This is a genomic window from Streptomyces sp. NPDC046915 (assembly GCF_040644935.1).
Lineage (GTDB): Bacteria > Actinomycetota > Actinomycetes > Streptomycetales > Streptomycetaceae > Streptomyces.
In genome coordinates, this window is record NZ_JBEYXB010000023.1 from 104,954 (window position 1) to 121,074 (window position 16,121).

17 protein-coding genes and 2 pseudogenes are annotated in these 16,121 nt (G+C 68.0%); 13 read left to right on the top strand and 6 right to left on the bottom strand.

Features of this window, described 5'->3' with window-relative positions; translation table 11 throughout:
* The first annotated feature begins 179 nt into the window (after positions 1 to 179).
* Positions 180 to 1,094 carry an aldo/keto reductase gene (locus ABZ915_RS40255; RefSeq protein ID WP_361813801.1) on the top strand — a complete coding sequence of 305 codons (915 nt, stop codon included), beginning with the start codon at positions 180 to 182 and terminating at the stop codon, positions 1,092 to 1,094.
* A 24-nt stretch (positions 1,095 to 1,118) separates the two neighbouring features.
* On the opposite strand, the pseudogene ABZ915_RS40260 reads toward ABZ915_RS40255, so the two are convergent.
* Positions 1,119 to 2,001 (bottom strand): annotated as a pseudogene (locus ABZ915_RS40260) (IS5 family transposase).
* Positions 2,002 to 2,724: 723 nt separating this feature from the next.
* Here ABZ915_RS40260 and ABZ915_RS40265 point away from each other — a divergent pair.
* The 4 genes from ABZ915_RS40265 (at position 2,725) to ABZ915_RS40280 (ending at position 5,311) form a co-directional block, all read left to right on the top strand.
* Positions 2,725 to 3,177, top strand: a complete 453-nt coding sequence (locus tag ABZ915_RS40265) for a hypothetical protein (RefSeq protein ID WP_361813803.1) — start codon at positions 2,725 to 2,727, stop codon at positions 3,175 to 3,177.
* A gap of 96 nt (positions 3,178 to 3,273) precedes the next feature.
* Positions 3,274 to 3,546, top strand: a complete 273-nt coding sequence (locus tag ABZ915_RS40270) for a VOC family protein (protein WP_361813805.1) — start codon at positions 3,274 to 3,276, stop codon at positions 3,544 to 3,546.
* Between the two features lie 311 nt (positions 3,547 to 3,857).
* Positions 3,858 to 4,376, top strand: coding sequence for a hypothetical protein (locus ABZ915_RS40275; protein WP_361813807.1), 519 nt, complete (start codon positions 3,858 to 3,860; stop codon positions 4,374 to 4,376).
* Positions 4,373 to 5,311 carry a transposase family protein gene (locus ABZ915_RS40280; protein WP_361813809.1) on the top strand — a complete coding sequence of 313 codons (939 nt, stop codon included), beginning with the start codon at positions 4,373 to 4,375 and terminating at the stop codon, positions 5,309 to 5,311. The genes ABZ915_RS40275 and ABZ915_RS40280 overlap by 4 nt, the downstream gene beginning before the upstream one ends.
* Before the next feature lie 29 nt (positions 5,312 to 5,340).
* Here the strand turns inward: ABZ915_RS40280 and ABZ915_RS40285 are convergent, their stop codons facing one another.
* Positions 5,341 to 5,634 (bottom strand): DUF1330 domain-containing protein, encoded by a 294-nt coding sequence (locus ABZ915_RS40285; RefSeq protein WP_361813811.1) that lies wholly within the window; start codon positions 5,632 to 5,634, stop codon positions 5,341 to 5,343.
* Positions 5,635 to 5,667: 33 nt separating this feature from the next.
* Positions 5,668 to 6,231 carry a hypothetical protein gene (locus ABZ915_RS40290; RefSeq protein ID WP_361813813.1) on the bottom strand — a complete coding sequence of 188 codons (564 nt, stop codon included), beginning with the start codon at positions 6,229 to 6,231 and terminating at the stop codon, positions 5,668 to 5,670.
* Positions 6,232 to 6,710: 479 nt separating this feature from the next.
* On the opposite strand from ABZ915_RS40290, the gene ABZ915_RS40295 reads away from it, so the two are divergent.
* Positions 6,711 to 7,244 carry a GNAT family N-acetyltransferase gene (locus ABZ915_RS40295; RefSeq protein WP_361813815.1) on the top strand — a complete coding sequence of 178 codons (534 nt, stop codon included), beginning with the start codon at positions 6,711 to 6,713 and terminating at the stop codon, positions 7,242 to 7,244.
* A gap of 150 nt (positions 7,245 to 7,394) precedes the next feature.
* Here ABZ915_RS40295 and ABZ915_RS40300 read toward each other — a convergent pair whose 3' ends face one another.
* Positions 7,395 to 7,973 carry a helix-turn-helix domain-containing protein gene (locus tag ABZ915_RS40300; protein WP_361813817.1) on the bottom strand — a complete coding sequence of 193 codons (579 nt, stop codon included), beginning with the start codon at positions 7,971 to 7,973 and terminating at the stop codon, positions 7,395 to 7,397.
* 87 nt (positions 7,974 to 8,060) lie between these two features.
* On the opposite strand from ABZ915_RS40300, the gene ABZ915_RS40305 reads away from it, so the two are divergent.
* Positions 8,061 to 8,942: an SDR family oxidoreductase gene (locus tag ABZ915_RS40305; protein WP_361813819.1), complete on the top strand. Its 882-nt coding sequence runs from the start codon at positions 8,061 to 8,063 to the stop codon at positions 8,940 to 8,942.
* Positions 8,943 to 9,315: 373 nt separating this feature from the next.
* On the opposite strand, the gene ABZ915_RS40310 is transcribed toward ABZ915_RS40305, so the two are convergent.
* The gene (locus ABZ915_RS40310; RefSeq protein ID WP_361813821.1) at positions 9,316 to 9,972 is read right to left on the bottom strand and encodes a hypothetical protein; all 657 of its coding nucleotides are present in this window, start codon (positions 9,970 to 9,972) and stop codon (positions 9,316 to 9,318) included.
* Between the two features lie 360 nt (positions 9,973 to 10,332).
* Between ABZ915_RS40310 and ABZ915_RS40315 the strand changes: the two genes are divergently transcribed.
* A complete protein-coding gene (locus ABZ915_RS40315; RefSeq protein ID WP_361813823.1) occupies positions 10,333 to 10,995 on the top strand; it encodes a Tn3 family transposase in 663 nt (220 codons plus the stop codon).
* Between the two features lie 83 nt (positions 10,996 to 11,078).
* On the opposite strand, the gene ABZ915_RS40320 is transcribed toward ABZ915_RS40315, so the two are convergent.
* On the bottom strand, positions 11,079 to 12,053 hold the full coding sequence (locus ABZ915_RS40320; protein WP_361813825.1) for a LysR family transcriptional regulator: 975 nt from the start codon (positions 12,051 to 12,053) through the stop codon (positions 11,079 to 11,081).
* A 109-nt stretch (positions 12,054 to 12,162) separates the two neighbouring features.
* Here ABZ915_RS40320 and ABZ915_RS40325 point away from each other — a divergent pair, with 109 nt between their 5' ends.
* From ABZ915_RS40325 to ABZ915_RS40345, 5 genes and pseudogenes are all read left to right on the top strand, one after another.
* Positions 12,163 to 12,786 (top strand): LysE family translocator, encoded by a 624-nt coding sequence (locus ABZ915_RS40325; RefSeq protein ID WP_361813827.1) that lies wholly within the window; start codon positions 12,163 to 12,165, stop codon positions 12,784 to 12,786.
* Between the two features lie 167 nt (positions 12,787 to 12,953).
* Positions 12,954 to 13,742 (top strand): alpha/beta hydrolase, encoded by a 789-nt coding sequence (locus ABZ915_RS40330; protein ID WP_361813829.1) that lies wholly within the window; start codon positions 12,954 to 12,956, stop codon positions 13,740 to 13,742.
* 117 nt (positions 13,743 to 13,859) lie between these two features.
* Complete coding sequence (locus tag ABZ915_RS40335) at positions 13,860 to 14,252, top strand: hypothetical protein (RefSeq protein ID WP_361813831.1); 393 nt, start codon at positions 13,860 to 13,862, stop codon at positions 14,250 to 14,252.
* 36 nt (positions 14,253 to 14,288) lie between these two features.
* Positions 14,289 to 14,870, top strand: coding sequence for a hypothetical protein (locus ABZ915_RS40340; protein WP_361813833.1), 582 nt, complete (start codon positions 14,289 to 14,291; stop codon positions 14,868 to 14,870).
* 343 nt (positions 14,871 to 15,213) lie between these two features.
* A pseudogene (locus tag ABZ915_RS40345) lies at positions 15,214 to 16,095 on the top strand (FAD-binding oxidoreductase); the annotation flags it as partial.
* Positions 16,096 to 16,121 lie beyond the last annotated feature (26 nt).

Genomic DNA, 16,121 nt, shown 5'->3' on the forward strand with positions numbered 1-16,121 from the left:
GCTTTCGGCAGGGATCCACGACGCGGACGCCCAGCACGGCACCCTCACTCAGTCCTGGGTGCGGCATCACCTTCGACATCTTTTTGACTTTGCGTCGTCGGCACGGAGCGAAACTCGCCGCTCCATCAGTAACTGCACAAAAGCATGAATAAAACGCACAACTCGGTAAGGAGAGTTTGATGACAGATATGCATAAGCGTGAATTGGCTGCCGGGGTGAAGGTTCCACTTGTCGGCTTTGGAACTTACCTCATCCCGAACGACAAGGTCGCGCCTGCCGTAGAGGATGCCCTGGCCGCAGGATATCGACACGTCGATACGGCCGAGGTGTATGAGAACGAGCGCGGCGTCGGCGAAGGGCTACGCCGTGGTATGCGACAAGCAGGTCTCGACCGCGGCGACGTGTTCGTGACGACCAAGTTGTGGCCGCTGGCGCGGGAACGTACCAAGACGGCCGAAGAGGCCGTGCGCTCCTTCGACGAGAGTCTTGACCGGCTCGGTCTGGAGCAGATCGACCTGTATCTCATCCATGCCACGTTCGGGCGTGAGCAGCGCCTGGAGCAGTGGCAGGGGCTGGTTGAGGCTTACGAGACCGGAAAAGCGCGTGCGATCGGCGTGTCGAATTTCAACGCCGCTCACATCGACGAGCTGATTGAGGCGGGACTTCCCGTTCCGCACGTCAACCAGATCGAATTGCACCCCTGGTCACAGAAGCCCGAACTGGTCTCTTACTTGAACCAGAAAGGTATCACCCCTGTCGCCTACAGCAGCCTGGCTCCGTTGTCGACCTGGCGTACCGCGCCCGGCCACGCAAGCGGAAAGACGCAGGAGATGCGAGCCGAAGGTGAACGGTCTGATTCTCCATTCAAGAAGTTGGCGGCAAAATACGGTGTGACTGAGGCGCAGTTGCTTCTGCGCTGGGGTGTGCAGAACGGCTACCCGGTGCTTCCCAAGAGCACCAACCCGGTCCGTATGCGTGAGAATCTGGACGTTTTCTCGTTCCGTATCGACGACGCCGACATGGACGACATCCGTGGCATGGACCGCGGAGCAGGGCTCGCCTGGGGCGAAGTAGACCCGACCACGCACGGCTGAGCCGCGCACAGCACTCCCGCGCCTTCAAGAGGGCCACCGAAGGAAGGCGATTCTTTCGCCCGAATGGCGAGACGGCACGAGACCCCGAGCCACTGCGGCCCGGGGTCTCTCCGTCGCGACGTGGAGTCCGGCCAGGTAGATCGTGGCGGTCTTCTCGTAGCGGGTGGCGATGCCGCGCCACTGTTTGAGGCGGTTGATGCATCGCTCGACAGTGTTGCACTGTCTGTACGACTCCCGGTCGAAGGCGGGTGGCCGGCCGCCGTAGCTGCCTCGACGGACCCGATGGCCATGCTGGTCGGCTGGGACTGGGATGACCGCCCGAATCCCCCGTTGTCGCAGGAGTCCGCGGATGGCCCGGGAGGAGTGCGCCTTGTCGGCAAGGACCACGTCCGGCCGGGTCCGGGGGCGTCCGACACGACGGGGGATGCGCAGTCGTGCCATTACGTCAGTGAAGGCGGGCGCGTCGCCGGCCTGTCCTGCCGTGAGTACGAAGGCCAGAGGTCGGCAGGTGCCGTCGGCGGCGAGATGGATCTTCGTCGTCAGCCCACCTCGGGAGCGACCGATGGCGTGGTCAGCGGGCTCCGGCCGCATGCTGATGTGCTCGAACGACGGTGGAGTCGACGGACACCACCCGGCTCAGGTCCTCGTTGGCGTCCGCCTGGGCCGGCAAGGCGGTGAACACTCGCTCCCAGGTCCCGTCGAGCGCACAGTTCCGCAGACGACTGTAGGCACCCTTCCACGAGCCGAACTCGGCAGGCAGATCCATCCACGGAGATCCAGTCCGGTACTTCCAGACGGTCGCGTCGACTACCTGCCGGTGATCACGCCATCGTCCACCTCGGTGAGGAGCCCGGTCCGGCAACAGAGGCTCGATCCTGGCCCACTGGGCATCGGTCAACACGCTCAAGACAACGACAGGCGGCCCGCGCCGCAACGGCTCAGAACCCGGCCATGGACTTGTCAAACACTCCGCCCAGCGCACCGTAGGCGCTGCAGCGAACCGAATGCCTTGCTCTGAGCCTCCGCCAACTTGAAGTCGCAGGTCAAAGGACTGGTGTGACCGGTACTCAGGGTACTCACGCTGGTCGTGGGCGGGAGTCTGTCGAGTAGATCGTCTGTCAGCGGTTGACTTCGAGGTTCGCCGTTCTCCGCCAGAGGCGCGCCACCGGCGCGCAGCCGAGCCTGTATCGTCGGGCGGCAACTGGGCCCCGGCTGCTTTCCTCAGACGCTGTTGGATTCGGGGTCTGCTTCGCCCCGCTGATCATTGGTCGAGTGGGGGCGCAGGCAGTGCGCGGCATTGAACCGTCCGGACACTGTGGAGCGGACAGTCGAGGCGTTCACCAACGGCCCGAATAAGTCGGCGCCCGAGCAGGCGTAGGAGCTGAACGAGATGATCCGCACGTGCATCTGTGATCACTAAATCACACAGGCAGCCTCTGTCAGCCTCTGGGTCGGCGGGGGCTTCGTCGTTTTCTACCGGCCCGCTGCCAGCGGAGGGGGGAACGGTCAATTCCACGACCGGGAACCGGACAGACAACGGGAAGTTCGCGCCACGGATCTTGTGTGGCGCCTGTGAACCCATGAGGGTGGTCGGTGGTGAGACGCGCATTCGATTTTTCTTGGGGGAAAAATGAAGGCACGTTTTATCGTCCCGCTTCTCGCGGCGGGGGTCCTGCTGGTGCCGACTGCTGCGGCGTCGGCTGCTCCGAGCGGCAACACGGGAAGGGCCGTTGCGAAGATTGCTGCCTTTCCCGTGTGGTGCAAGTTCCAGGGTGAGAAACCGTTCCAGGTCACCCATGGCGGGCCGCTGTTCGCCCAGGGCCATTACTCGGGTTGCTCAACTCCGGCACCCGACCAGTGCCGGGCCCAGGTCGATCTTCAGGAGTACGTGCGCGACGGGTACTGGCGCGCGGTGAAGCACAAGGACAGCGAGTGGACGAGGTGCAGCGGGCGCTACATCACTCCGCCGCTCACGTGCGTGCATGATGGAGAGAAGGAGACGTACAACACTCAGGTGACCTTGCCGTCGAATACCGCGGATGCATCAGCGAGCCCGGAATCGCAGACACGGGCAACACCGTGATCGACTGCTGAAGTCCGTTCACCCGTAACGGCCTGCCGGATTGATTCGGTAGGCCGTTTTCGGTCTCGGTCGCACAGATGAAAGTGAGACAGCAGCATGCACGTTCATTTTGAAGCAGTAGACCCAGAGAAAATGATCAGGTTCTGGGGCAGCATCCCGGGTCATGGTGCGTACAGCGTCGGCAAAGCGGAATCTCCGGCTGTACTGCCGGTCGTCACCGTCCTTGTCGGAACGATCGCCGAACAGGTTCAGACGCTGATTGCCAAGGGCGCCTCTCTGGTGGAACCTCACGATTGCATGCAGGCCCTGATGACGGATCCGGAAGGCAACAGGTTCATCGTGGAGCTCGACCCCGATCACGAAGCATGACGTTCTCCAGCGTGGATGCGGTCCGGCGTACGGCACTCGCCCTTCAAGGGCGCCGGGTGGACGATCCGGTGTGGGGCGCCTTCATCGTCGTTCCGACGTCGAGGCCGACGGAACCTGCTGGCCATTCCAGGTCGCTTTCTCGGCAGCCGGATGGCGTTGGGAGACGGCCTGCACCGCTACGTGAATCGACGGCGACGCGAGGAGGCCGACAGCCAGCGCGGGTGAGGGACGTGCGGGAGGCCGCCGAGTAGGAGCGGGCAGCTCTGCGGTTCCCGCTCGCTGAGGCCGGGTGGCCTTCTACGATCCAGTGCATGGATCCCGAGCTGCTGGAACGGATCACCGCGCGGCGCGCGGAATTGGACGAACTCGAAGAACAGCTGGCCAAGCAGTTGGCGGAGGTACGGGCCGAGCGGGACGAACTTGACGTCGCCGAGCGGGTCCTGGAGCGGGCGAGCGAACAACTCGCCGACGAGCGCGCCTCAGCCGCGCCGATGCCCGGGCAGGTGGGTGGACGGTCGGTGATGCTGATTCCGCACCGCGAGCCGGACCTGGAGGAGACCATGCTCCCGCCGGACTACGAGCGCATCCTCGCCGCTGTGCGGCAGGCTGCCGGGCCCGTCATGTCGGCGAGATGCTGGGAGTCGACGTCAGCGTGCGGGCCAAGCTGGAACCGCTGCGCGGGAGGCTGGTCAGACTCGTTGATCGCGGCTGGCTGCGCAAACTGCCCGACGGCCGGTTCACCACCCGCCTGTGACCGGGGACACTGTCGCCCGGAGCAGTCCGGCGCGAGCGTAACCGCGGTGCCTCCGAAGGCCGTTGGAATTGTGTGACGAAAACCAAAGGACGCGCCGAGGACACGAGCACGCTTGTCTACCAGTGCCGTCTGCCGCTGTCCACGCACACCGTCAACCACCTCGCCGGTCTGCTGCGCCGCCATCTGAAGGCGATACGGTCCAGGTGGCGGATCCTGCCGCCCGGCCGGATCGCGGTGATCGTTCTGGCCGTGCTGCGGCACGATCAACGCCTGGCCGACATGGCCGGCGGCAACAACGTGTCCGAGTCCACTGTCCGCCGTTGGCGCGACGAGTTGATCGCCCTGCTCGCAGCCCAGGCATCGTGCCTGGACCGCGCTTTGAAGAGGGTCGCCAAGACAGGCGGGGAGGTGGTCCTGATCGACGGCACCCTGACCCCCACCCAACGTCGCACCGGCAAGGCCAACCGGCGGAACTACTCCGGCAAACACCACCATCATGGCCTGCATTTTCTCGCCTTGACCGACGAACGTGGCCGCCTGATCTGGATATCCGCCGCCCGGCCCGGCCGCACCCACGACATCACCGCCGCCCGCCACGACCACATCCTGGCCCAACTGCGCGCCGCCGGCCTCGGCGCCCTGGCAGACCTCGGCTTCCGCGGCCTGGACAACGACGTACGCGACCCCGTGATCGTCACCGGCTTCCACGCCAGCCGCACCCACAAGCTCACCCCAGGCCAGAAGGACGCCAACCGCGTCCTCGCCGTCGGACGCGCGCCAGTCGAACACGGCTTCGCACACCTCAAGAACTGGCGAACCCTCACCAAGCTCCGCCGGCCCCGCCCGCGCCACCCGCCTCCTGCGAGCCTTGCTTGTTCTGACGAACCTCGAAGTCAACCGCTGACAGACGATCTACTCCACTGGCTCCCGCCCACGACCAGCGTGAGAACCCTGAGTGCCGGTCATACCAGCCCTGTGACCTACGACTTCAAGTTGGCGGAAGCTCTCTGAGCTTCAGTGAAGATCCGGCTGGACCTCGGTCAGTCGATGCCTTCGACGATGCGGAAGTCGCGCTCGACGCCGTCGGAGAGGGCGACCAGCGCCTCCTGGTAGGCCGCGCTCTCGCGCGCCGCGACGGCCTGCTCGAAGCTGTCGAACTCGACCAGGATGGTGCGCTCGGCGATTCCGGCGTCATGCGCCACGACCCGACCGCCGCGGACGATGGTCCGGCCGCCCCCGGCCTTGACGGCCGGAGCGGCCAGTTTGTTGTAGGCAGCCAGCTTCTCAGGGTCCGAAATGGTGCGGTAGACGCTGACCCAGTAGCCCTTGGGCATGGCACCTCCAGTGTTGTAATAAGTGTGTCCAGCTTACGAGTTGGTCTCGGACGAGCGTCGGCGGGCGAGAGCGAGGCTCGTCAGCCTTGTGATCGCCATGGCGCCGATGCCGACCAGCGCCGCGGTGGTGTAGGCGCTGTCGTCGGGGAAGAGGTGGCCGGGGCCGGTGCCCGCGGCGAGGATCAGGCCGCCGATGGCGCTGCCCAGGGAGTACCCGACGCTGCGGACGACGTAGTTGAAGCTCATGGCGCTCGACGTCTCGCTCTTGGGGGTGACGGCCAGGATGACGCCGGGCATCGCGGCCGAGAAGCCGCCGACGCCGAAGGCGAGCACGCCCATCGCCGCGAACACTTCGGCCAGGTCCGACCGGGCCGCCGCGAACGGGGCGAACCCGCCGCCGACCACGACGGCGCTGCCGGCCAGGAGCAGGGGGTCGGCGAACGGCGTCCGGACCCGCGGCGTGAGCTTGCCGGCGACGAACCCCAGCACCGAGAACGGGATGAGGACCAGCCCGGCGACGAAGGTCGTCAGCCCGAAGCCGTAGCCGGCGCCGTGCGGCGTCTGCGCGGACCGGGTGATGAGCGGCTGAGCCTTCAAGAACCCGCCGACGGCCCCTACCGGCCGCGCCCGCCCACGGCGTTCCAGCAGTACCGCGACAAACGAGGACTGCCCGGCCCCTGTGGTGGAGGCAGGGTAAATGACCCCGAACCTCAAGATTCCCGACAGAGTAGCTCTCTGCGGCACAGCCCGAACCCCACGACGAACGACAATGCGAGGAGCCCACCGAGAACCATCGCCGCGACCGGGTGGTAGGCGAAGTACATCACACCACCGACACCTCGCTACTTGTGCGGTGATCCGTAAGAAACGGCGCCTAGCCGCCCCTGATGAGGATCCTTACTCTTGGCTCTGTCCCCAGTTCCGTGAATGGTGTTGGTGCTGCGGCAGACAGCCGCCGAATCAGTCTCACTTCTCGATCGCGCTGCCGAAGTGGCACGTCGTCTGCCCAGCCATCGGCTCGACACGGGCGGGCGCCGGATTACCGATGAGGCGGTTGCCTTCGGCAGGATGGGCGCATGACCGAGATCCGCACACCCCGTCTCCTCCTCCGTAGCTGGCACGACGACGACCTCGTGCCGATGGCGGACATCAACGCGGACCCACGGGTCATGCGCTGGATCGACGACGGCTCGGTGCGCGACCTGGACCACACGGCCGAGGCCATCGAGCGATGGGAGGAGGAGTGGGACGAGGAGGGCTTCGGACTCTTCGCCGTCGAGCTGCTGGGCTCGGGCGAACTGATCGGCTTCACGGGACTGTCCGTGCCCGAGTTCCTGCCGGAGGTGATGCCCGCCGTGGCGATCAGCTGGCGGCTCGGCTCACAGTTCTGGGGCCAGGGATACGCGTCCGAAGCCGCGCACGCCACGCTGGAGTTCGCGCTTCAGGACCGCGGCCTGGACCGAGTCATCAGCATCAACCGGATGGGGGACAACGCCTCCGAGAACGTCATCCGCAAGCTCGGCATGGTGCCCGAGCGGGAGACGGTACACCCGGTGTACGGCTACCCTCTGCGCGTTCACGCCATCGATCTCACTGAGTTCCAGGCATGAATCGGCCGAACCGTCGATCATCGCAAGGCAGCCGACCAATCTCCCTACGTCCCCGAGCGCATTGATCGCGACGGTACGGACACCGAGGGACGGACGATGTCCTCCCGTTGCTGACGTACGCTTTCACGGAACTGCGGGTGAGGTTGCCGGTCAGCCCAGCGAGGCGCTCGCCGCACGCAGTTCGTCCAGGGCCGCCAGGGTGTACCCGGCGAGATCGTCCTTGCCGTCACGGTCGCCCTCGGACCATTGGGCGAACCCCCGTTTGAAGGCGAGGACGCCCAGCTCGCCCGCGAGAGCCGCGGTTGGATCGGGTATGCCTCTGGCGACCAGAGCGGTCGTCATCGCGGCCGCGAGGCTGACGCTCTTGAGGGCGTCACGCTCCTGAAGTTCGGCGCTGGCGGCAACGGCCGCCTTCAGGCGAGGAGCGAGCTCGCGGTTCATGGGACCCATCGCGCTCGAGGCGCGCTCGAGACCGGCGGCGACCGCCTCGAGCGGGCTGACGTCACCGGGTGCCTCGGCGATCCCCTCGGTCAGCAGTCGGCTCAGCGTCTCCTGTCCGGCCACCAGCAACTCGCGCTTGTCGGGGAAGTGCCGGAAGAAGGTGCTTTTGGTGACTCCGGCGCGCTCGGCGATCTGCGCGACCGTCGTGGTGTCGTACCCCTGTTCGGTGAACAGGTCGACGGCAGCCACGACGAGGCGTTCGCGTGCGCCTGGTTCCCATCTACCCATGGTCACCATCATAGGTGATGGGACTCTTGTCCCATCACTGCGCTAGAGTGATGGGACAAGAGTCCCATCACATGTGGGGAGTTTTCCATGCGCGTCTTTGTCACAGGTGGCACCGGCCTGATCGGTTCCGCCGTCGTCGCCGAGCTGCTCGGCAACGGCCACACCGTCCTTGCGCTCGCCCGTTCCGACGCGTCCGCGCTCGCCGCCAAGGCAGCCGGCGCCGAGCCGCTCCGGGGAGCTCTCGCCGACCTTGACGCCCTTCGCGCCGGCGTCGCTCAGGCCGACGGGGTGATCCACCTGGCATTCGGCAACGACTTCAGCAGTCCCGAGGCCCTCGCGAAGAATGTCGCCGAGGAGAGTGCCGCCCTCGCGACCCTCGGCGAGGAACTCGTCGGCAGCGACCGCCCCTTCGTCACCGTCTCGGGTACGCCCTGGGTGCCGGGCCGCGTCTCCACCGAAGCCGACCCGCTACCGACCGACGGGCCGGTCGGCGGTCGCGGTCGCGCGGTCATGGCCGTCCTGGGCCTGGCCTCGCGCGGGGTCCGGAGCACGGCCGTACGCCTGCCGCGCACGGTTCACCACCAGGGCACGGGCGGATTCGCCGGCCTGCTGACCGACATCGCACGCCAAACCGGAGTGTCCGGCTACGCAGGCGACGGCGCACAGCGCTGGCCGGCCGTGCACGCGCTCGACGCGGCGGTCCTCTTCCGACTCGCCCTGGAACAGGCGGAAGCCGGTACCTCCTGGCATGCCGTGGCCGACGAGGGGGACAAGGTGCGCGACATCGCCGCGGTCATCGGCCGACGCCTGGGCCTGCCGGTCGAGCCGGTACCGGCGGAGAATTACGGACCTCTCGGCCCGATCTTCGCGACCGACCAGCCCTCGTCCAGCACCCACACCCGGCAGGTCCTCGGCTGGGAGCCGAAGCACCCCAACCTCCTGGAGGACCTGGAGAACATCCAGCCCTGACCGGGGACCGGGACGATCAGCCTCACGCCAGCAGCGGAAGTACATGCACCATCGAGTATCGGCCGCGACACCCGGCCGCAGACCCGCATCCGCGCGCCCGAGGGGCACCGCTGACTGGCCGCGCTGCCGAAGGCACGGTGAGTACGACGGGCCCGGACTCCACCCAGGCCCGGGCCCTTTGCCGTCCCAGACCGCGTTGTCGGTGGCGGCCGGAAGGCTGAACGACATGAACAGCGACGATGAGCTGCTGCTGCTGCGCGGCCAGGCCTATGGTCACGACCACGACGACCTCACCCCGGGCCCTGCGTCAACCCCTGAACTACGAAGTGATCAGCAAGCGTGCTGATCGTCCAAGCTGACCGCCTGCGACGAGTCAGATCGCGTTGATCGCCGCGGGCGCTCGCTCCAATCGGGTCAATGCTCTCAGCAACGCGGCTTGGCCGTGCCGCCGGGCCGCGAGCCGGGCCAACAGCACAAGCACCAGGTCGAAGGCCTCCTCCGGGAGCTTTCGGGCGGCCAGCCCCACGCTGACAGCGAGATCGTCCATATGCACGGCGAGTTCCAACATCCGGGTGACCAGAAAATCGTCGAGACGCAGCGCCCATCCCGTCTGCGGCATGAATACGGCCTGGTCGCCTGAGAACTCCGCGAGCTTGGTCCGCTGCTCAATGAACGAGGTGCGGGCAAGCTCTGCCAACCACGACGCGCCCTGCGACGCGATGCCCTCGCCGTTGGCCCGGATGCCGGCGTTGACCTCCCCGTCGAGCGGTGCATCGATCCAGGCAGCTCGGGCGTAATGTTCCAGCAGGGGGATCGGCGGCTCTTGAGTCGGGGACTCCTGCAGGGCGGAGTCGCAGACTTGCAGGGCAGAGCTGACACTTAAGATCTGATACGCGAGGTGGCCGGCCAGGCCGCCGACCGTCATCTTGGCCAACGCACTTGGCTGCTCCCACGCCGTGGCAACCTCCGGCGCCTCCAGCAGTGCTGCTGCCTGTCCCGCGGCGCCCAGGTAGGCGTCTATGACGCTCATCAAGTCCTCCGTGATCTGAAATCCCCGACATTATGGGCCCCGAGACGCGGCTGGGCAGCAGCTTCACGCTCAGCGGTGACGTGACGTCGAGGCATGCCCGGGAGAGCGCATGCCGATATTGGCGGATGGATGGCTTCCGCCTCTCAGAGCTCGCAACACGGTCATGATCGGTGTTTCTTGAGGCGTCGTCAGCAGATGTTCACCCCTCCCGATCTGGGTGCCGTGCTGGCCGAGTTCGCGCGGGTTCTGCGCCCTGGCGGGAACCTTGTGATCTCGGATGCCTGCACCAGCTGCCGCTTCCCGACAATGCGGTCGACACAGACGTGAGTAGGGCGAGCGCGCATACGACGGCTCAGCCTCGTGAAAGGCGACATCTGGCAGGCCCTCGCGGGCCTGGGCGGGCATTTCGGGCGAGGCGTTGACGCCGATCACATCGTGGCCGAGTTCATGCAGGTAGATGGTGTGGCGGCCGGTCCCGCGGGCCGCCTCCAGCGCCGCGCGGACCGGCAGTGCACCGACACGCACGGTGCGTCCACCGTCGGGTTCGCGTTCGCGCACATGCTGGACTTCAAGCTTCAGCCCTGGCTGAAGAACATCGGGTCGGCGAAGCTGTACCGGCCTGCCGTGGGCGAGGACGAGAACTTGCCCACCCTGGCGCCGGTACTGTCCATGAAGACGATCGACTGGGATCTGATTGCCCAGCAGTACGACCAGATCGTGAAGTACACCACCGCGCTTCGGCTCGGCACGGCGGAGGCCGAGCAGGTACTGCGCCGGTTCACCCGAGGCGGGCCGAAGCACCCCACCTGCTGGGCGAGCGAGGATCAACACCCTTCTGGTACGGCAGGTCCTGGCGGACCCGAGGTGGGCGGACAAGCTCACCGACGCGGACCGCCGGGGCCTGTCACCGCTGTTCTGGACGCTTGTGAATCCGTACGGATGGTTCGGCTCGACATGAACAGCCGTCTTGGTCCCGGCCGCGGCCAGGGGACGGATGAACCGCAGCCCGCAGCCTCCAGGTGAAGCGCCGACCACCCCCGGGCCCAGACTATGGCGGGGCCGGCTGCCCATCGAGCCGGCGGTGTCGGTTCAGGACCGGGGGCTTTTCAGGGTCCGTCCGGTGAGTTCGATGAGCGTTGTTCTTCTTGCAGGGGAGCCTCCCAGGTGGCGGTGATGTCGCGGGCGACATCGCGTAGGAGGTCGATCAGCATGTCTGCGAGTGGTGTGAGGCTGGCGTCGGTTCTGGTCAGGGCGTAGAGCTGGCGGTTGGGCCTGGGGTGGGCCAGTTCGCGATGGGTGGTGCCGGGGGCATGGGTCAGGGCCAGGCGTGAGACCAGGGCCACAGCGCTGCCTGTGCCGACGAGGGCCTGGACAACGTCGTAGGACTCGGTCTCGAACCGCACGGTGGGAGTGAAGCCGGCCTCGCGGGCAGCGTCGTGGAACTGTTCGCGGGCGGCGTGCCCGGCCAGGATGGAAACCCACGATTCGGCGCGCAGTTGTTCCAGGCGCAGTTCGGTGTCCGCGGACTGTCCGGTGGCCAGTGGGTGGTCGTCGGGGAGAACAACGACCATCGGGTCCAGCAGGAGCGGGTGGGCGCGTAGGTGCGGGGGCGGCGCGAGCGGCGTGCCCCAGGACGCGACGATGGCGAGGTCCAGGCGCCCTGCGCTGATCTCGTCCGCTCCGCGTCCGGACACCACGTCCACGACGGAGACGTCGGCGTCCGGATGGCGGTGCCGCAGGGCCGTCAGGGCGGGGGGCAGCAGGTGCAGGGCAGCCGCCTGGAACGTTCCGATCCGCAGCCGTAGGGAGAGGTGACCGAGCAGCGCGGCCAGTTGCGCCTCGGCCTTGTCCGATGCCTCCTCCACGGTTCGACCGTGCGAGGCGAGCAGCGCACCGGCCGCGGTGAGCGTCGCTCCACGAGGACCACGGATGACCAGGGGCACCTGCCAGTCGCGCTCGGCCTTGACCACCTGCTGGGTGACCGCCGCGGGCGTGAGGTGGAGGGCGTGAGCCGCCGCCGTCAAGGAGCCGTGCCGCTCGATCAACGCGAGTAGCCGGAGCTGTCCCGGGTCCACCACCATTCACTAATCCTAACGCTGCACCCCCCTCATTTAACTTCTCTTACAAGTGCGGGAGAGGAAGCCTGGTGGTGCACTCATCGACCGCGCTCCCCGGAAGGGGCTCTTGCCCATGCCTACGCATGTGCCCGTTTTCATCGTCACCACGTTGCTGCTGGCGATGCTGCCCGGCGCGAGTCAGGCCATGATGATCCGGCAGGTTCTGGAAGGCGGGCAACGCACAGTCCGAGGCACGCTCGCGGGCAACGCCACCGGTTTCCTGCTGTGGTCCACGGCCGCCGCGGCCGGGCTGTCCGCTGTCCTGCTGGCCAGCCCGCGCGCGTACGCGGTGCTCCGAATCGCAGGCGGCATCGTGCTGATGATCCTCGGGGTGAACACGCTGCGGACCGCGCTCACCACGGTCTCCAGCCGTCCGCCCCGCGAGAGTGGGCGCCGCACCGGCTTCGCGGGCGGATACCTCACCGGCCTGAGCACCAACCTGGGCAACCCGAAGGCCGGCGTGTTCGCCGTCTCGGTGCTGCCCCAGTTCGTGACGGCGAAGGGCCCGGTGTTCCTGTCGACCGTCGCCCTGGGAGCTCTGTGGGCGTGCGTCAGTGCCTCGTGGTACCTGTTGCTCACCTGGGCCGTCGGCCGAGGGCGCGCCTTGGTGTCGCGTCCGACGGTCCTGCGGGGGCTCAGTGTGACGACCGGCGTCGTCCTGCTCGGGTTGGGCGCCGCGGTGGCAGCGGGTGTCTGAGAGCCGGGCCGGTACTTCTTCCAGCAACCGACCGCTCGGGCCATCCGCCGCCCTTGTGTACCGGCAGCCATGAGGTTGCGCTGCACGACCGGTGGCGACGAAACGGTCGCCCCGGCCCAACCGCCCACTCAGGCCCGGACAGATCCCACGCGGGAGCGAGGAAGCCGATGACGCACGCGATGACACCGGACGGAACCCGCATCGCCTACCAGCTCCAGGGCCAGGGCACGCCGCTGGTCCTGCTGGCGGGCCAGGCCAACAACCACCACTGGTGGGACGCGAATCGCGCCGACTTCCATCGCGCTCGCAGCACCCTCACGCTCGACTACCGCGGCACCGGCGACAGCGACAAGCCCGACACCCCCTACAGCACCGAACTGTTCGCCCAGGACGTCATCGCCGTCCTCGACGAACTCGGCATCGACCGGGCCGACGTCTACGGCACGTCCATGGGCGGACGGGTGGCCCAGCAGCTCGCGGCCCGCCACCCCCACCGGGTGGGCGCCCTGGTTCTCGGCTGCACCTCACCCGGCGGCCCGCACAGCGTCGAACGGAGCAACGACGTCCGCCAAGCCCTGGCACAACCTCAGCCTGGAGCGGCGCGACAGGCCCTGCTCGAGCTGATGTACACCCCCCAATGGCTCGCCTCCCATCCCGGCCCGCACCACACCCTCGGCGACCCCCGCATGCCTGCTCACGCCCGGCGCCACCACCTCGCGGCCAGCAACCGGCACGACGCCTGGGACCTCCTGCCGGACATCAGCGCACCCACCCTGGTCGTCCACGGAAGCGACGACCTGCTCAACCCCACCGCCAACGCACCCCTGCTCTCCGACCGCATCCCCAACGCCCGACTCCATCTGATCCCCGAAGCCCGGCACGCCTACTTCGAGGAGTTCCGCACCCACGCCGGCCCCCTCGTCCTGGACTTCCTCACCACCGCGCACAAGCCGTAAGGACAGCGCAGCCGATACTCGGACACTCTGCACGGGGCACCTGTCGTGCACCAGCGACGCCCTGACCGCTTGAGCCCGCCACCCTCTTCGGGAGGTGCAGGCCGGGCTCCGACGCCTTTGCACATCCAGGTCATCAAGGGCCGCCTCGACCTCGTCCTCGGCGACGAGAAGACCGAGGCCTTCCCGGGATGCTGGATCCACCTGCCCGGGAAGCTGCCGCATACCGTGCGCGCCACCGAGCCCACCATCATGCTGCTGACCATGCTGCCCGCCCCGGAACCCGCCGACTCCAGCGGCCCCGCCGCAGCCCGACCAGCCCCCACACCGGTCGGAAGATGGCGTTCGCGGACCACGCTCGCGCGCAGGCGGCCGGCCACCGGCAGACGCATGCCCCGAAGTCGCGCGGCCGCCTCGACACCCGTCGTCCCCGACGAAGGCCGAACGGCCCCACCGCGACGGTCCGGTGGACTCTGCCCGACCGGCGATGGGGCCGTCACCGTACTGGAGTGAAAGCTTGATGCCGGTCGCACTCGAAGGAACACACCCATGCGAAATCGGGCTGGCCAGGTGCTGTGGCGCTGGCGGCGCAACCCGCTCAGGCGACGCTCCGACATTGCCGAAGCCTGGCTCGTCGTGGCGGTGGCGACGCTGCTTCTTCTCACGGTGCCGATCGCGGCCGTGGCCACGGCGGTGGTCGCCGAGCACGCCGCTCTCGACCAGGCCCGGGGGCTGCACCGCACCACGGCGCACCTCGTCGAGGACGCCCCCGCCGTGGCGACACGGTTCTCTGACCTGGCGGCCGAGGACCGCGTCAACGCGAGAGTACGGTGGACCACGCCCAGCGGCACCTCCAGGACCGGGAAAGCCCTCGTCCCAGCGGGCCGCAAAGCGGGCGCACCCGCCACGGTGTGGCTTGACGACACGGGCCGCATCCGTCCCGCGCCACCCACCTCGTCCCAGGTCAGGTCTCAGGCAGCCGCGTTCGGGGTCGCGGCCGGGGTGGGCGCGTGTGTGCTGGTGCTGGGCTTGTGGTGGGGTGCCCGGGTACGACTGGACGCACACCGCCGGGCGCAGTGGGACTGCGCCTGGGCGGCGTTCAACGCCCACCAGGGGAACCGGCAGGCGTAGGCCGGACACCACGGGCTGGAGTGTCACCGGTCTGCAAGCGGCGCGGGTATCTCGCCGCCATGGCGGTCGTAGGTTGCCATAGGGGTTGTACGTCGACACCGGGATTGGACGTCGCCCCAGACCGGCGGGTTGCCGACGGAGCATCACCTGCATGGCCGGCCTACCGGTGGCTCGGCGGGCACGGGCGAGATACCTTTCGGGTCGACAGTGCCAACCGGCCTTGTCTCAGGTCCTGTTGGGGCCGTCCGTCCCTCGCCTTCGCGGACCCATCATGACGGGCGCGGCACCGGCCCGCGCCCGCGGGCACCCGGTGCGGAACCTGTGGACGAGGGAGACCGAAGCCATGACGGACACCGCAGCACTCCTGGCCAAGGTGGTGGGCCCGGAGCATGTTCTGGCGGGGGACAGCGTGCCGGAGGAGTACGGGCACGACGAGTCGCTGACCGCCGCCTCCCGGCCCCCTGGGTATGTGGTGCGCCCGGCCGTGGCGGCCGAGGTGGCCGGTGTCCTGGGGATCGCCGCCGCACAGGGCGTCCCGGTGACGGCCCGGGGCTCGGGTACCGGAATGTCCGGAGCCTGCGTACCGGCGGCGGGCGGGATCGTCGTGTCGTTCGAGCGGATGAACCGGGTCCTGGAGATCGACGCCGACAACCACGTCGCCGTGGTTCAGCCCGGGGTCACCCTGGCCGAGCTCGATCGACGGACCGCTGAGGCGGGCCTGTGCTACCCGGTGCGTCCGGGGGAGCAGGGTGCCACGGTGGGCGGCACGATCGCCACCAACGCCGGTGGCATGCACGCCGTCCGGCACGGTGTCACCCGCCACCATGTGCTCGGCGTCGAGGCGGTCCTCGCATCCGGCGAGGTCGTGCGCGGCGGCGGCAGGTACGTCAAGACCAGTACCGGCTACGACCTGACCCAGCTCCTGGTCGGCTCCGAGGGCACGCTCGCCCTGGTGACCGAGGCGATCCTGCGGCTGCGGCCGCGTGCCGGGCACAACGCGACTGTGCCGGCGCCCTTTACGGAGCCCGAGCAGATCGCGCGGGCCGTGCCCCGGTTGCTGGCGGGGGGCCTGGAACCGTTGGCCCTGGAGTACGTGGACACGCTGACGACGGCCGCGCCGACCGCCGACCAGGAGTTCGGGCTCGGCATCCCGGACGAGATGAGAGACACGGCGCTCGGTCACCTGGTCGTGGTCCTGGAAGAGCATTCTGCCGAGCGCCTGGACGCCCAGGCCGAAGCGGTGTGCGGGCA

Bases quoted from the DNA above. Each gene is read 5' to 3' on its own strand.
- ABZ915_RS40285 (WP_361813811.1), bottom strand. From the start codon at position 5,634: ATGCCCAAGGGCTACTGGGTCAGCGTCTACCGCACCATTTCGGACCCT.
- ABZ915_RS40330 (WP_361813829.1), top strand. From the start codon at position 12,954: ATGACGCACGCGATGACACCGGACGGAACCCGCATCGCCTACCAGCTC.
- ABZ915_RS40305 (WP_361813819.1), top strand. From the start codon at position 8,061: ATGCGCGTCTTTGTCACAGGTGGCACCGGCCTGATCGGTTCCGCCGTC.
- ABZ915_RS40300 (WP_361813817.1), bottom strand. From the start codon at position 7,973: ATGGGTAGATGGGAACCAGGCGCACGCGAACGCCTCGTCGTGGCTGCC.
- ABZ915_RS40340 (WP_361813833.1), top strand. From the start codon at position 14,289: ATGCGAAATCGGGCTGGCCAGGTGCTGTGGCGCTGGCGGCGCAACCCG.
- ABZ915_RS40310 (WP_361813821.1), bottom strand. From the start codon at position 9,972: ATGAGCGTCATAGACGCCTACCTGGGCGCCGCGGGACAGGCAGCAGCA.
- ABZ915_RS40255 (WP_361813801.1), top strand. From the start codon at position 180: ATGACAGATATGCATAAGCGTGAATTGGCTGCCGGGGTGAAGGTTCCA.
- ABZ915_RS40270 (WP_361813805.1), top strand. From the start codon at position 3,274: ATGCACGTTCATTTTGAAGCAGTAGACCCAGAGAAAATGATCAGGTTC.
- ABZ915_RS40320 (WP_361813825.1), bottom strand. From the start codon at position 12,053: ATGGTGGTGGACCCGGGACAGCTCCGGCTACTCGCGTTGATCGAGCGG.
- ABZ915_RS40275 (WP_361813807.1), top strand. From the start codon at position 3,858: ATGGATCCCGAGCTGCTGGAACGGATCACCGCGCGGCGCGCGGAATTG.
- ABZ915_RS40325 (WP_361813827.1), top strand. From the start codon at position 12,163: ATGCCTACGCATGTGCCCGTTTTCATCGTCACCACGTTGCTGCTGGCG.
- ABZ915_RS40265 (WP_361813803.1), top strand. From the start codon at position 2,725: ATGAAGGCACGTTTTATCGTCCCGCTTCTCGCGGCGGGGGTCCTGCTG.
- ABZ915_RS40295 (WP_361813815.1), top strand. From the start codon at position 6,711: ATGACCGAGATCCGCACACCCCGTCTCCTCCTCCGTAGCTGGCACGAC.